We start from the raw sequence: 13,022 nt of genomic DNA on the forward strand, positions 1-13,022 counted from the left end.
CCTGGAGGCACCCCCCGCATTTCCGGGGGGCCCTCCAGTTCGTTCCGCGGGGCCGATGCCCCTCATGCGCCCGTCACGGCCGCTTGCGGGCCGCCCGGACGAACTCGCGGTTCATCTTGGTGATGCTGAACAGCGGGATGCCCTTGGGGCAGGCCGTCGCGCACTCGCCGGTCAGGGTGCAGCCGCCGAAGCCCTCGTCGTCCATCGTGCCGACCATGTCCAGGACGCGGGACCCGCGTTCGGGAGAGCCCTGCGGCAGGAGGTTGAGATGGTTGACCTTCGCCGAGGTGAACAGCATCGCCGAGCCGTTGGGGCAGGCCGCCACACAGGCGCCGCAGCCGATGCACTCGGCGTGCTCGAAGGCGGCATCGGCGGCCGGCTTGGGGACGGCGGTGGCGTGCGCCTCGGGGGCGGCGCCGGTCGGGGCGGTGATGTAGCCGCCGGACTGGATGATCCGGTCGAAGGCGGACCGGTCGACGACGAGGTCCTTGACGACCGGGAACGCGGCGGCGCGCCACGGTTCGATGTCGATGGTGTCGCCGTCGGCGAAGGACCGCATGTGCAGCTGACAGGTGGTGGTCCGCTCCGGCCCGTGGGCATCGCCGTTGATGACGAGGCTGCAGGCGCCGCAGATGCCCTCGCGGCAGTCGTGGTCGAAGGCGACCGGGTCGTCGCCGGCCAGGATCAGCGACTCGTTGAGGGTGTCGAGCATCTCCAGGAAGGACATGTCGGGGGAGATGCCGTCGACCTCGTACGTGGACATCGTGCCGTCCGCGCCGGCGTTCTTCTGGCGCCAGACGCGCAGGGTGAGGGACATGGTGGAGGCGGCCTGCGGCGTAGCCGCCGTCGGGCGCTGTGCCCCCCGGGAAGAGGCGCTCATGCGTAGCTCCGCTGAGTGGGGTGGACGTATTCGAAGACGAGGTCTTCCTTGTGGAGGGTGGGGGCGTCGCCGGTGGCGGTGAACTCCCAGGCGGCGGCGTAGGAGAACGCCTCGTCGCGACGGGCGGCCTCACCGTCGGGGGTCTGGGACTCCTCGCGGAAGTGGCCGCCGCAGGACTCCGCCCGGTGCAGTGCGTCGAGGCACATCAGCTCGGCGAGTTCGAGGTAGTCGACGACGCGGTTGGCCTTCTCCAGTGACTGGTTGAACTCCGCGCCGGTGCCGGGAACCTTGATGCGGCGCCAGAACTCCTCGCGGATCTGCGGGATCCGGTCGAGCGCCTTGCGCAGGCCGTCGTCGGTACGGGCCATCCCGCAGTACTCCCACATGAGTTCGCCGATCTCGCGGTGGAAGGAGTCCGGCGTCCGGTCCCCGTCCACTGCCAGCAGCGCGGCGAGCCGCTCCTCGGTCTGCCGCACGGTCGCCACCGCCTCCGGGTGAGCGCTGTCGATCCCGTCCTCGTGCGGATTGCGGGCGAGGTAGTCGTTGATGGTGGACGGCAGCACGAAGTAGCCGTCGGCCAGTCCCTGCATCAGGGCGGAGGCGCCGAGGCGGTTGGCGCCGTGGTCGGAGAAGTTGGCCTCACCGATGGCGAACAGGCCCGGGACGGTCGTCTGGAGGTCGTAGTCGACCCAGAGACCGCCCATCGTGTAGTGCACGGCCGGATAGATCCGCATCGGGACCTCGTAGGGGTCCTCGTCGGTGATCCGGGCGTACATGTCGAAGAGGTTGCCGTACTTCGCCTCGACGGCCTTGCGGCCCATCCGGGCGATGGCGTCGGCGAAGTCGAGGTAGACGCCCTGGCCGCCGGGGCCGACCCCGCGGCCCTCGTCGCACACGTTCTTCGCCGCGCGGGAGGCGATGTCGCGGGGGACGAGATTGCCGAAGGCCGGGTAGATCCGCTCCAGGTAGTAGTCGCGCTCGCCCTCGGGAATGTCCTTCGGCGACCGCGCGTCACCCCGCGCCTTGGGCACCCAGATGCGGCCGTCGTTGCGCAGCGACTCGCTCATCAGGGTCAGCTTGGACTGGTGGTCGCCGGTGCGCGGGATGCAGGTGGGGTGGATCTGGGTGAAGCAGGGGTTGGCGAAGTAGGCGCCGCGACGGTGCGCCCGCCAGACAGCGGTCGCGTTGGAGTTCATGGCGTTGGTGGAGAGGTAGAAGACGTTGCCGTAGCCGCCGGAGGCCAGTACCACCGCGTCGGCGAAGTAGGTGTCGATCTTCCCGGTGATCAGGTCGCGGGCGACGATGCCGCGCGCCCGCCCGTCCACCACGATCAGGTCCAGCATCTCGGTGCGGGAGTGCATCTCCACGTTCCCCGCCGCGATCTGCCGCGACAGCGCCTGGTAGGCGCCGAGCAGCAGCTGCTGCCCCGTCTGGCCGCGGGCGTAGAAGGTCCGGGAGACCTGGACGCCACCGAACGAGCGGGTGTCGAGCAGCCCGCCGTACTCGCGGGCGAACGGCACGCCCTGCGCCACGCACTGGTCGATGATCTCCACCGAGACCTGCGCCAGCCGGTGCACGTTCGACTCGCGGGCGCGGAAGTCGCCGCCCTTGACGGTGTCGTAGAAGAGGCGGTGGATGGAGTCGCCGTCGTTGCGGTAGTTCTTGGCGGCGTTGATGCCGCCCTGCGCGGCGATGGAGTGGGCCCGGCGCGGTGAGTCCTGGTAGCAGAACTGCACGACGTGGTAGCCCTGTTCGGCGAGCGTGGCGCCGGCGGCGCCGCCCGCGAGGCCGGTGCCGACGACGATCACGGTGTGCTTGCGCCGGTTGGCGGGGTTGACCAGCTTCGCCTCGAAGCGGCGGGTGTCCCAGCGCTCGGCGATCGGACCCCGCGGGGCCTTGGTGTCGGCGACCGGGGCGCCGGTCGCGTAGTCGGTGTATGCGGTCACGTCAGCTCACCCATCCGGTCATGACGGCGACGGGCACGAAGATGAAGCCCGCCGTCAGCAGCAGCGCGAGAACAGTGGCGGTCGTCCTGAGCACCCGGTCACGGGCGGCGCTGCCGGCGCCGAGCGTCTGCGCCGCGCTCCAGAAGCCGTGCCGTACGTGCAGACCCAGGGCCAGCATCGCCACGATGTAGACGGTGTTGCCGTACCAGGTCGAGAAGGTCGCCACGACGTTCTCGTACGGGTGGCCGGCCTCGGCGCGCGGATTCACCGTCAGCGTCGTCAGGTCCAGGATGTGCCAGACGATGAACAGGCCGAGGATGACGCCGCCCCAGCGCATGGTGCGGGTGGCGTAGCTCGCCCGGCGCCGCTTGCTCCGCTGCCCGGCGGCGGGGCGGGCGTACTTCACCGGCCGGGCCGCGATGTCGCGCCGGCTGAGCTGGTAGGCGGCCACGGCGTGGGTCACCACCGCGGCGACCAGCACCACCCGCGCGATCCACAGGAACCACTCGTGGTGCAGGAAGGGCTCGCCGATGGTGCGCAGCCAGGCCGCGTAGCCGTTGAAGTCCACCGACCCGAAGAAGATCTTGAGATTGCCCAGCATGTGGACGACCAGATACAGCAGCATCACGATGCCGCTGACGGCCATGGCCGTCTTCTTGCCGACGGTCGAGCCCCACAGGAGGCCGGCGAAGGACGGCCGTCGATCCGTCCGCGTGTCCAGTGCCATGAGTCCCGAAGGTAGGGACGACAACCCCGATCAGTCCAAGACATGGAACGGCTCATCTCCATAGAGACAGCCTATTGACGCATACGATGGCACCCATGCAGCTGCAACAGCTCCGCTATTTCACCGCGGTGGCCGACACCCGCCACTTCACCCGCGCCGCCGAGCGCGAACACGTGGCGCAGCCCTCCCTCTCCCAGCAGATCCGTTCTCTGGAGCGGGAGTTGGGTGCCGAGCTGTTCCACCGCGCACGCGGCCACATCACCCTCACCGACGCCGGGGAGACCCTGCTCCCGCTCGCACGCCGCATCTTGGCCGATGCCGAGACGGCGCGCCGCGAGGTCCAGGAGGTCGCCCGGCTGCGCCGCGGGCGACTGCGCCTCGGCGCCCCGCCCAGCCTCTGCGCGAGCCTGGTCCCCGACGTCCTGCGGGCCTTCCACGCCACCTACCCCGGCGTGGACCTGATCGTCACCGAGGACGGCTCCCAGGACCTCGTCCGCGCACTCGCCGACGGCGAACTGGACCTCGCCCTGATCATCACGCCGCTGCCCGGCCAGGCACCCGCCCTGGCCACCTCGGAGCTGCTGCGCGAGGAACTCGTCGTGGTCTCCGCCCCGGACCGCCCGGCCCCCGAGGGCCGCAGGACCCGCATCCGCGTCGAGGACTTGCGCGGACGCCCGCTCGCCATGTTCCGGCGCGGCTACGACCTGCGGGAATTCACCACCGCGGCGTGCCGGGCGGCGGGCTTCGAGCCGACCTTCACGGTGGAGGGCGGCGAGATGGACGCCGTCCTCGGCTTCGTCCGGGCAGGGCTGGGCGTCGCCGTGGTCCCCAGCATGGTCGCCGAGCGCTCCGGCCTGCGGGTCACCCGCTTCGCGACCCCCGGCATGCACCGCGTGGTCTCCGTGGCCCACCGAGGCGACGTCTCTCCGCCCCGCGCCGCGCGCGAACTGGAACGCATCCTGAGGGAGCACCTGGACCTGGACATGGACAGGTCCTGACCGGGCGGAAGCGCGCGGCTACGGGCCACGGACATCCAAGGACAGCGCATCCCACCACAGCGCGGATACGGATCCGGGACACCGCATCGGCAGGCCACGGCCGCGCGCCCGGCGACGGTCACAGCCCGAGTTCGGCCTGCCTCACCCGTGCCACCGCGTCCTTGTCACCGTCCAGCTCCACATCCGCCACCGCCTGCCGGCCGAAGGTGAACATCGTCAGCTCACCGGGCTCACCGACGACCGTGACCACCGGAGTGCCCCGATGGGCCACCGCCGTCCGCCCGTCCGGCCGCCGCAGCACCAGCCCGACCGGCGACTTGCGTCCCAGCACCCGGGACAGCCGCTCGATCCGGGTCCACAGGGCGTCCGAGAAGACCGGGTCCAGCTCCCGCGCGGCCCAGTCCGGCTGCGCCCGCCGCACGTCCTCGGCGTGGACGTAGAACTCGACGGTGTTGGACGCCTCGTCGATCTGCTTGAGGGCGAACGGCGACAGCCGTGGCGGCCCCGTCCTGATCAGCTGGATCAGCTCCTCGTACGGCTTGGCCGCGAACTCGGCCTGCACCCGTTCCAGCCGCGCGGCCAGCGGCTTGACGAGGATCCCGCCGGCCGCGTCGACCCGCCGCTCGCGCACCACCAGATGCGCGGCCAGTTCCCGCGTCGTCCAGCCCTTGCACAGGGTCGGCGCGTCGGGACCTGCGCTCTCCAACAGGTCGGCGAAAAGGAGTCGTTCACGCTTCGCATGGGTCGACATACGGTCAGCCTACGACCGGCCTCCCGGCGCTGCCACGGCACCGCGCGCACCGGGGTGCGCGTCCCCGGGGCCGCGCACCGGAACGCCGCCGCTCACCGCAACCACAGCACCACGCTCACCACCACCGCGGCCGCGAACACCGAGCCCAGCACGATCACCGCGACCCGGCCGGCGCGGTCCGGGTCCGGTTCCTGCGGCGGTGGCGGGCGGGGCGGCTGCTGCTGATGCATGTCAGCAGGATGCCGCACGGCACAATGGACACCATGAGCAGCCGCGCCGCCGAGCAGGACCCCGCCACGTCCTCTCCCGCCCCCACCCTGGACCCCGCCGTCGCCGCCCGCCTCAAGCGCGGCGCCGACGGCCTCGTCCCCGCCATCGCCCAGCAGTACGACACCGGCGAGGTGCTGATGCTCGGCTGGATGGACGACGAGGCGCTGCGCCGCACGCTCACCACCGGCCGCTGCACGTACTGGTCGCGCAGCCGCCAGGAGTACTGGGTCAAGGGCGACACCTCGGGCCACGTCCAGCACGTCAAGTCCGTCGCCCTGGACTGCGACGCCGACACCGTTCTGGTCAAGGTCGACCAGGTCGGAGCCGCCTGCCACACCGGCGACCGCACCTGCTTCGACGCGGATGTGCTGACCCTCGCGTCCCCCACGGACCAGTAGGCTCCGCTCCCATGACCACGGGAACCACCGGCACCGCCACTCCGGACCTCGACACCTTCCGCACCCTCGCCAAGGACCGGCGGGTCATCCCCGTCACCCGGCGCCTGCTGGCGGACGGCGACACCCCGGTGGGGCTCTACAGAAAACTCGCGGCCGAGCGCCCCGGAACCTTCCTGCTGGAGTCCGCGGAGAACGGCCGGACGTGGTCGCGCTACTCCTTCATCGGCGTCCGCAGCGCCGCGACGCTCACCGCGCGCGACGGCCGGGCGCACTGGCTGGGCACCCCGCCGGTCGGCGTACCCACCGACGGCGACCCGCTGGCCGCCCTGCGCGCGACCGTCGAGGCCCTGCACACCCCCCGCGACCTCATCGAGGGCGCGGGCCTGCCGCCGTTCACCGGCGGCATGGTCGGCTACCTCGGCTACGACATCGTGCGCCGGCTGGAGAAGATCGGTGACCACACCACCGACGACCTCCGGCTGCCCGAGCTGACCATGCTGCTCACCTCCGACCTCGCGGTCCTCGACCACTGGAACGGCACGGTCCTGCTGATCGCCAACGCGATCAACCACAACGACCTCGACACCGGCATCGACGAGGCGTACGCCGACGCGGTCGCCCGGCTCGACACCATGGCCGACGACCTCGCCCGCCCCGCGCACGCGAGCGCGGCGGCCCTGCCGCCCTCCGAGGTGCCCCCGTACACCGCGAAGTGGGGCGGCGAGGAGTTCCAGGAGGTCGTCGAGGACATCAAGGAGCGGATCCGGGCCGGCGAGGCCTTCCAGGTCGTGCCCTCCCAGCGGTTCGAAACCCCCTGCACCGCAAGCGCGTTGGACGTCTACCGCGTGCTGCGGGCCACCAACCCCAGCCCGTACATGTACCTCTTCCGCTTCGAGGGCGGTGACGGGGGCGCCTTCGACGTGGTCGGCTCCAGCCCCGAGGCGCTGGTGAAGGTCGAGGACGGCCGGGCGATGGTGCACCCCATCGCGGGCACCCGCCCGCGCGGCGCGACCGTCCAGGAGGACCAGGCGCTCGCGGACCAGCTGATGGCCGACCCCAAGGAGCGCGCCGAGCACCTGATGCTCGTCGACCTGGGCCGCAACGACCTGGGCCGGGTCTGCGAGCCCGGCAGCGTCGAGGTCGTCGACTTCATGTCCGTGGAGCGCTACAGCCACGTCATGCACATCGTCTCCACGGTCACCGGGCAGGTCGCCGCGGGCCGCACCGCCTTCGACGTGCTCACCGCCTGCTTCCCCGCGGGCACCCTCTCCGGCGCCCCCAAGCCGCGGGCCCTGCAGATCATCGAGGAGCTGGAGCCGACCCGTCGCGGCGTCTACGGCGGCTGCGTCGGCTACCTCGACTTCGCCGGGGACTCCGACACCGCCATCGCGATCCGCACCGCCCTGCTGCGGGACGGCACCGCCTACGTCCAGGCGGGCGCCGGCATCGTCGCCGACTCCGACCCGGTCGCCGAGGACACCGAGTGCCGCAACAAGGCCGCCGCGGTCCTCCGGGCGGTGCACACCGCCAACCGCATGGCGCCGTAGCGACGCACCCCGCCGGGGACGGCGGCCGGCGCCCGCGGAATCCGTACCGCACACCCCGCGCGGCGGCCCCCACCCCACGGTGCGCGATAGTGGTACGCGTGAGTGCCGTATCCCAGCCCCGTACAGACGCCGAGCCCGCGCCCGCGCCGGCCGCGCCCAGCAGCGCCAAGCGCAGCCTCGCCTTCGCGCTGCTGGCAGGCGCGCTGGGCGCCGGCCTCGCGCTGCTGTCCTCAGGCCGCACCTGGGCCGAGGGCACCGCGGTCCTCGCCCAGGGCGAGCTGCCGCGCCGGGTGACCGGAAGCGACGTGACGGGCGTGCCCGGCGCGCTCGCCGTCGTCGGCCTGGCCGCGCTGGTGGCCGTCTTCGCGGTGCGCCGCGCGGGCCGGATCGCGGTCGCCGCGCTGCTCGCGCTCAGCGGCCTGGGCACCGTCGTCGCCGCCGTGCTCGGCAACTCCGACACCTCGGCGCTGCGGGAGAAGGCCGCCACCGCCGTCGGCCTGACCGGAACCGATGTGCATCACGTCACGCACACCCTGTGGCCCTGGGTGGCCGCGACCGGCGGCGTGCTGCTGCTGATCGCCGGGGCGTTGGCACTGCTCCACGGCCGCTACTGGCCTGCGATGTCGGGCCGTTACGAGCGGACGCCGGGCGGCGTCCGCGGTCCGCGTCGCGCCCCGGCCGCGCCGGATCTGGACCGGCCGGAAGAGATCTGGAAGTCCCTGGACCGCGGCGAGGACCCCACCCGGTAACCGTGTGCCCCGCGGCATCGGTGACAATGGACGCCGAGGATCACCGCGCCCCGACCCCGGCGCGAAAGAGCAACGAGGAGCATTCATGTCGAGCAGTGGCCACGGACACACCCCCGCCGCCTGGACCGGCGTCATCATCTCGTTCATCGGCTTCTGCGTCGCGGGTGCCTTCATCGTGCTGGCGAACGTGCCCGGGTTCTGGGCCGGCATGGCCCTGATCGGCCTCGGCGCCGTGGTCGGCGGCCTGATGCGCATGGCCGGTCTGGGTGACGCCCCCAAGCGCTCGGCGAAGCCGCGCGCGACGACGGCGGCGCAGGCGCAGCCCCAGGAGGGCTGACCTCTCCTCCGTGGCGCCGGATCCCGGCGCCACCCGGCAGTACCCCGAAGGCGCCGCTTCCCGGCCCGTACGCACACCTCGTGCCGTACCCGCCGTCCGTGCCACCCCCGTACGGCGGCCGAGAAGCTGCGCCTTCGCGCATGCCGCAGCACAATCGGCAGCGTGAGCGAGCGCGCGGACCGGATCGGACCGGGAACCCCGCCTGCTGCCCGGTGGGGGACCCGCCCGGCAGCCGGACCTCCCGGCAGGCCCCCGGCCGCGAGCGAGGACCCCCCGACCGAAACCCGTGCGAGCGCGCGACGGAGCCCGCAGCGCCGCCTCGCGGCCCCCCTGGGCACCCTCACGGCCGTGACCGCCGCCTTCGCCTACGTCGGGGCCGTCGACCCCCACGAGCCCGGCCACTACCCGGTCTGCCCGCTGCTGCACCTCACCGGCATCTACTGCCCGGCCTGCGGAGGGCTGCGGAGCGCGTACGCGGTCGCACACGGTGACCTCGTCGCGGCCCTGGGCGCCAATGCCCTCGCGGTGGCCGGCTACGCCGCCTTCGCGCTCTTCCTGGCGGCCTGGCTGGCCCGCGCGGCACGCGGACGCCACACCCTGGGGCCCCGCCCGCGCGCCGGGCACTGGTGGGCTCTGGGCGGGCTGGCCCTGGCCTTCACGGTCCTGCGCAATCTGCCCTTCGGCACCGGCCTGATCCCGTGACCGGCCGACCGCGCCGTTCGCGCCGTGTGCGCCGACCCGCATTCCCCGGCCGCTCCGCACGTCGTGAGAAGCCCGCAGATGTCCAGGTTGTGGGACCACCGTCAACCGGATGCGAGACCTGCGCCCCGCGGCGGATACCATCGGAGTGCCTGCTGGGACGGATTCTCGCCCCGAGGGTCACTGTCCACCTCCACCGTTCAAGAAGGAGGCCGCTCGCGTGAGTGTGCTCGACGAGATCATCGACGGAGTCCGCGCCGACCTCGCCGAGCGGCAGGCGCGCGTCGGCCTCGACGAGCTCAAGGACCGGGCGCAGAAGGCACGACCGGCCAAGGACGGCGTCGCCGCGCTCAAGGGCGACAGCGTCACGGTGATCTGCGAGGTGAAGCGCTCCAGCCCCTCCAAGGGCGCGCTCGCCGCGATCGCCGACCCCGCCGGGCTCGCCGCCGACTACGAAGCGGGCGGCGCGGCGGTCATCTCCGTCCTCACCGAGCAGCGCCGGTTCGGCGGATCGCTTGCCGACCTCGAAGCGGTCCGCGCGAGGGTCGACATCCCGGTCCTGCGCAAGGACTTCATCGTCACCGCCTACCAGCTCTGGGAGGCCCGCGCCTACGGCGCCGACCTCGCGCTGCTGATCGTCTCCGCGCTGGAGCAGGAGGCACTCGTCTCGCTCATCGAGCGGGCCGAGTCGATCGGCCTGACGCCGCTGGTCGAGGTGCACGACGAGGAGGAGGCCGCCCGCGCGGTCGACGCCGGCGCCCGGATCATCGGTGTCAACGCCCGCAACCTCAAGACCCTGGAGGTCGACCGCGGCAACTTCGCCCGGATCGCCCCCGAGATCCCCGACCACATCGTCAAGATCGCCGAGTCCGGCGTGCGCGGGCCGCACGACCTGATCGCGTACGCCAACGACGGCGCGGACGCCGTCCTGGTCGGCGAGTCGCTGGTCACCGGCAAGGACCCCAAGACCGCCGTCGCCGACCTGGTCGCCGCGGGTTCGCACCCGGCGATCCGCCACGGCCGGTCCTGAGCGGCCGGACAGCCAGGGCACAGGACGCCGACATGACCGCCACCACCGCAGGCATCCGCCGCCAGGCCCGGGTACCCCACCCGGGCCCGGCCGGTGTGCGCGCCGCAGCGGGTGGCGCCCGTGCCCCCTACCCGGCGCTCGTCCGCGGCTGCCGGCCGCGCGGCTGCCGGGCGCCCGCCCGCCGTGTCCACGGCCGCCGGGTCAGGTACCACATCGGCTCCGAGCCGGGACAGATCAACGGCATGCGATGGCGACCGGGGTCCGCGCGCTGACGCGCCGGCCCCGCACGCACAGGCCGCAGGGAGCGGCGGTCCGATGACCGCATCCCGCCTCCCGGCCGCCGCCCGTAGACCCACCACGGCGGCACCGTGCTCCAGGCCGACGTGGCGTACGACGCTGCCGACCGCACCTCCCGCCCCGCACGAGCCGTCCACGAAAGCGGCCCCACGGGCTCCGCGGTGGCACCGAACGACGCCTGTGTGCGACGCATACCGTGATGCCTACATCCCGACATAACCGGACTTCCGGGGCGACTGCCCCGGCCTAGGAGTGCGTCAGATGTCCTCCGATTTCTTCCTTCCCGACCCCGAGGGTCGTGTGCCGAGCCCCGAGGGCTACTTCGGTGCCTTCGGCGGCAAGTTCATCCCCGAGGCGCTGGTCGCCGCGGTCGACGAGGTCGCCGCGGAGTACGAGAAGGCCAAGGCCGACCCCGCGTTCGCGGTCGAGCTCAACGACCTGATGGTCAACTACACCGGCCGGCCCAGCGCGCTCACCGAGGTGCCGAGGTTCGCCGAACACGCCGGTGGCGCGCGGGTGTTCCTCAAGCGCGAGGACCTCAACCACACCGGCTCGCACAAGATCAACAACGTGCTGGGCCAGGCACTGCTCACCAAGCGGATGGGCAAGACCCGCGTCATCGCCGAGACCGGCGCCGGCCAGCACGGCGTCGCCACCGCGACGGCCTGTGCCCTCTTCGGCCTCGAATGCACCATCTACATGGGCGAGATCGACACCGAGCGCCAAGCTCTCAACGTCGCCCGGATGCGGATGCTCGGCGCCGAGGTCATCGCCGTGAAGTCCGGCAGCCGCACCCTCAAGGACGCCATCAACGAGGCGTTCCGGGACTGGGTCGCCAACGTCGACCGCACCCACTACCTCTTCGGCACGGTCGCCGGCCCCCATCCGTTCCCCGCCCTGGTCCGCGACTTCCACCGCGTCATCGGCGTCGAGGCGCGCCGCCAGCTCCTGGAGCGCACCGGCCGCCTGCCCGACGCCGCCGTGGCCTGCGTCGGCGGCGGCTCCAACGCCATCGGCCTCTTCCACGCCTTCCTCGACGACGCGAGCGTCCGGCTGGTCGGCTGCGAGCCGGGCGGCCACGGCGTCGAGAGCGGCGAGCACGCGGCCACCCTCACCGAGGGCACCCCGGGCATCCTGCACGGCTCCCGCAGCTACGTCCTGCAGGACGAGGACGGCCAGATCACCGAGCCGTACTCCATCTCGGCCGGCCTGGACTACCCCGGTATCGGCCCCGAGCACGCCTACCTCAAGGACGTCGGCCGGGCGGAGTACCGCGCGGTCACCGACGACGGGGCGATGCAGGCCCTGCGACTGCTGTCGCAGACCGAGGGCATCATTCCGGCCATCGAGAGCGCGCACGCGCTGGCCGGCGCCCTGGAGCTGGGCCGTGAGCTGGGCCCGGAGGGCCTGCTGCTGGTGAATCTCTCCGGCCGCGGTGACAAGGACATGGACACCGCCGCCCGTTACTTCGGGCTGTACGACGACAAGGGCGAAGCCGACGTGGACGGCGTCGTCCGCCCCACGGGCGAAGGGGAGAAGTGATGGCAGGCAACATCGAACTGCTGAACTCGGTACTGGCCGCGGCCCGCGCGGAGAACCGCGCCGCGCTCGTCGGCTACCTCCCGGCGGGCTTCCCGACCGTGGACGGCGGCGTACGGGCGATGACCGAGATGCTGGACGGCGGCTGCGACATCGTTGAGGTCGGGCTGCCGCACAGCGACCCGGTCCTGGACGGGCCGGTGATCCAGACCGCGGACGACATCGCGCTGCGCGGCGGCGTGAAGATCGTCGATGTGATCCGCACGGTCGGCGAGGTGCACGCGGCCACGGGCGCGCCGGTGCTGTGCATGACCTACTGGAACCCCGTCGACGCTTACGGCGTCGAGCGGTTCGCCGCCGATCTGGCCGAGGCCGGCGGCGCCGGCTGCATCCTGCCGGACCTGCCGGTCGAGGAGTCCGAGGTGTGGCGCAAGGCCGCCGAGCAGCACGGCCTGGCCACCGTCTTCGTGGTCGCGCCGAGCAGCCGGGACGAGCGGCTCGCCAAGATCACCGCGGCGGGCAGCGGCTTCGTCTACGCCGCCTCCCTGATGGGCGTCACCGGCACCCGCGTGTCCGTCGGTCGCGAGGCGGAGAAGCTGGTCGCCCGCACCCGCGCCACCACCGACCTGCCGGTCTGCGTCGGCCTGGGCGTCTCCAACCCCGAACAGGCCGCCGAGGTGGCCCGGTTCGCGGACGGTGTGATCGTCGGCTCCGCGTTCGTCAAGCGCCTGCTGGAGGAGGACGGCGACCTGACGGCGGGTCTCGCCGGCGTCCGGGCCCTGGCGGGCGAACTGGCAGAGGGCGTGCGCAGGCGCGCATAGGGCCGTAGGCACGTACGCCCGTCCGGGCGGGTG

At 72.6% G+C, this 13,022-nt stretch carries 15 protein-coding genes; 10 read left to right on the plus strand and 5 right to left on the minus strand.

All coding sequences use genetic code 11. From position 1 onward, the window contains the following. Positions 1–73 precede the first annotated feature (73 nt). From ACGFZW_RS08765 to ACGFZW_RS08775, 3 genes are read right to left on the minus strand one after another with little or no spacing between them, the layout of a single operon-like run. A complete protein-coding gene (locus ACGFZW_RS08765; RefSeq protein WP_393892383.1) occupies positions 74–817 on the minus strand; it encodes a succinate dehydrogenase/fumarate reductase iron-sulfur subunit in 744 nt (247 codons plus the stop codon). Between the two features lie 59 nt (positions 818–876). After that, complete coding sequence (locus tag ACGFZW_RS08770; RefSeq protein WP_393892322.1) at positions 877–2,826, minus strand: fumarate reductase/succinate dehydrogenase flavoprotein subunit; 1,950 nt, start codon at positions 2,824–2,826, stop codon at positions 877–879. 1 nt (position 2,827) lies between these two features. Further along, positions 2,828–3,553, minus strand: a complete 726-nt coding sequence (locus ACGFZW_RS08775) for a succinate dehydrogenase (RefSeq protein WP_393892323.1) — start codon at positions 3,551–3,553, stop codon at positions 2,828–2,830. A 95-nt stretch (positions 3,554–3,648) separates the two neighbouring features. On the opposite strand from ACGFZW_RS08775, the gene ACGFZW_RS08780 reads away from it, so the two are divergent. Next, positions 3,649–4,551, plus strand: coding sequence for a LysR family transcriptional regulator (locus tag ACGFZW_RS08780; protein ID WP_393892324.1), 903 nt, complete (start codon positions 3,649–3,651; stop codon positions 4,549–4,551). Positions 4,552–4,669: 118 nt separating this feature from the next. Here the strand turns inward: ACGFZW_RS08780 and ACGFZW_RS08785 are convergent, their stop codons facing one another. Both ACGFZW_RS08785 and ACGFZW_RS08790 read right to left on the minus strand, forming a co-directional pair. Continuing rightward, positions 4,670–5,302 (minus strand): TIGR03085 family metal-binding protein, encoded by a 633-nt coding sequence (locus tag ACGFZW_RS08785; protein WP_393892325.1) that lies wholly within the window; start codon positions 5,300–5,302, stop codon positions 4,670–4,672. Positions 5,303–5,394: 92 nt separating this feature from the next. Further along, the gene (locus tag ACGFZW_RS08790; protein WP_393892326.1) at positions 5,395–5,532 is read right to left on the minus strand and encodes a hypothetical protein; all 138 of its coding nucleotides are present in this window, start codon (positions 5,530–5,532) and stop codon (positions 5,395–5,397) included. Positions 5,533–5,556: 24 nt separating this feature from the next. Here ACGFZW_RS08790 and hisI point away from each other — a divergent pair, with 24 nt between their 5' ends. The 9 genes from hisI (at position 5,557) to trpA (ending at position 12,989) form a co-directional block, all read left to right on the plus strand. Further along, positions 5,557–5,970, plus strand: coding sequence for a phosphoribosyl-AMP cyclohydrolase (hisI, locus tag ACGFZW_RS08795; protein WP_393892327.1), 414 nt, complete (start codon positions 5,557–5,559; stop codon positions 5,968–5,970). An 11-nt stretch (positions 5,971–5,981) separates the two neighbouring features. Further along, positions 5,982–7,517, plus strand: a complete 1,536-nt coding sequence (locus ACGFZW_RS08800) for an anthranilate synthase component I (RefSeq protein ID WP_393892328.1) — start codon at positions 5,982–5,984, stop codon at positions 7,515–7,517. 98 nt (positions 7,518–7,615) lie between these two features. Then, positions 7,616–8,266: a TIGR02234 family membrane protein gene (locus tag ACGFZW_RS08805; RefSeq protein ID WP_393892329.1), complete on the plus strand. Its 651-nt coding sequence runs from the start codon at positions 7,616–7,618 to the stop codon at positions 8,264–8,266. A gap of 85 nt (positions 8,267–8,351) precedes the next feature. Then, positions 8,352–8,603 (plus strand): HGxxPAAW family protein, encoded by a 252-nt coding sequence (locus tag ACGFZW_RS08810; protein WP_393892330.1) that lies wholly within the window; start codon positions 8,352–8,354, stop codon positions 8,601–8,603. Positions 8,604–8,933: 330 nt separating this feature from the next. After that, the gene (locus ACGFZW_RS08815) at positions 8,934–9,305 is read left to right on the plus strand and encodes a DUF2752 domain-containing protein (RefSeq protein ID WP_393892384.1); all 372 of its coding nucleotides are present in this window, start codon (positions 8,934–8,936) and stop codon (positions 9,303–9,305) included. Between the two features lie 217 nt (positions 9,306–9,522). Then, on the plus strand, positions 9,523–10,332 hold the full coding sequence (gene trpC, locus ACGFZW_RS08820) for an indole-3-glycerol phosphate synthase TrpC (RefSeq protein WP_393892331.1): 810 nt from the start codon (positions 9,523–9,525) through the stop codon (positions 10,330–10,332). 32 nt (positions 10,333–10,364) lie between these two features. Further along, entirely contained in the window at positions 10,365–10,604 is a 240-nt protein-coding gene (trpM, locus tag ACGFZW_RS08825; RefSeq protein ID WP_393892332.1) for a tryptophan biosynthesis modulator TrpM, read from the plus strand. Between the two features lie 286 nt (positions 10,605–10,890). After that, complete coding sequence (trpB, locus tag ACGFZW_RS08830; protein ID WP_393892333.1) at positions 10,891–12,171, plus strand: tryptophan synthase subunit beta; 1,281 nt, start codon at positions 10,891–10,893, stop codon at positions 12,169–12,171. After that, complete coding sequence (gene trpA, locus ACGFZW_RS08835) at positions 12,171–12,989, plus strand: tryptophan synthase subunit alpha (RefSeq protein WP_393892334.1); 819 nt, start codon at positions 12,171–12,173, stop codon at positions 12,987–12,989. Before trpB ends, trpA begins: the two co-directional genes overlap by 1 nt. Positions 12,990–13,022 lie beyond the last annotated feature (33 nt).

Source organism: Streptomyces sp. NPDC048248 (assembly GCF_043201875.1).
Classification (GTDB): domain Bacteria; phylum Actinomycetota; class Actinomycetes; order Streptomycetales; family Streptomycetaceae; genus Streptomyces.

Coding starts and splice junctions, on each gene's coding strand:
- trpB (WP_393892333.1), top strand. CDS start 10,891: ATGTCCTCCGATTTCTTCCTTCCCGACCCCGAGGGTCGTGTGCCGAGC.
- ACGFZW_RS08775 (WP_393892323.1), bottom strand. CDS start 3,553: ATGGCACTGGACACGCGGACGGATCGACGGCCGTCCTTCGCCGGCCTC.
- ACGFZW_RS08800 (WP_393892328.1), top strand. CDS start 5,982: ATGACCACGGGAACCACCGGCACCGCCACTCCGGACCTCGACACCTTC.
- hisI (WP_393892327.1), top strand. CDS start 5,557: ATGGACACCATGAGCAGCCGCGCCGCCGAGCAGGACCCCGCCACGTCC.
- trpA (WP_393892334.1), top strand. CDS start 12,171: ATGGCAGGCAACATCGAACTGCTGAACTCGGTACTGGCCGCGGCCCGC.
- ACGFZW_RS08785 (WP_393892325.1), bottom strand. CDS start 5,302: ATGTCGACCCATGCGAAGCGTGAACGACTCCTTTTCGCCGACCTGTTG.
- ACGFZW_RS08780 (WP_393892324.1), top strand. CDS start 3,649: ATGCAGCTGCAACAGCTCCGCTATTTCACCGCGGTGGCCGACACCCGC.
- ACGFZW_RS08765 (WP_393892383.1), bottom strand. CDS start 817: ATGTCCCTCACCCTGCGCGTCTGGCGCCAGAAGAACGCCGGCGCGGAC.
- ACGFZW_RS08810 (WP_393892330.1), top strand. CDS start 8,352: ATGTCGAGCAGTGGCCACGGACACACCCCCGCCGCCTGGACCGGCGTC.
- trpM (WP_393892332.1), top strand. CDS start 10,365: ATGACCGCCACCACCGCAGGCATCCGCCGCCAGGCCCGGGTACCCCAC.
- ACGFZW_RS08790 (WP_393892326.1), bottom strand. CDS start 5,532: ATGCATCAGCAGCAGCCGCCCCGCCCGCCACCGCCGCAGGAACCGGAC.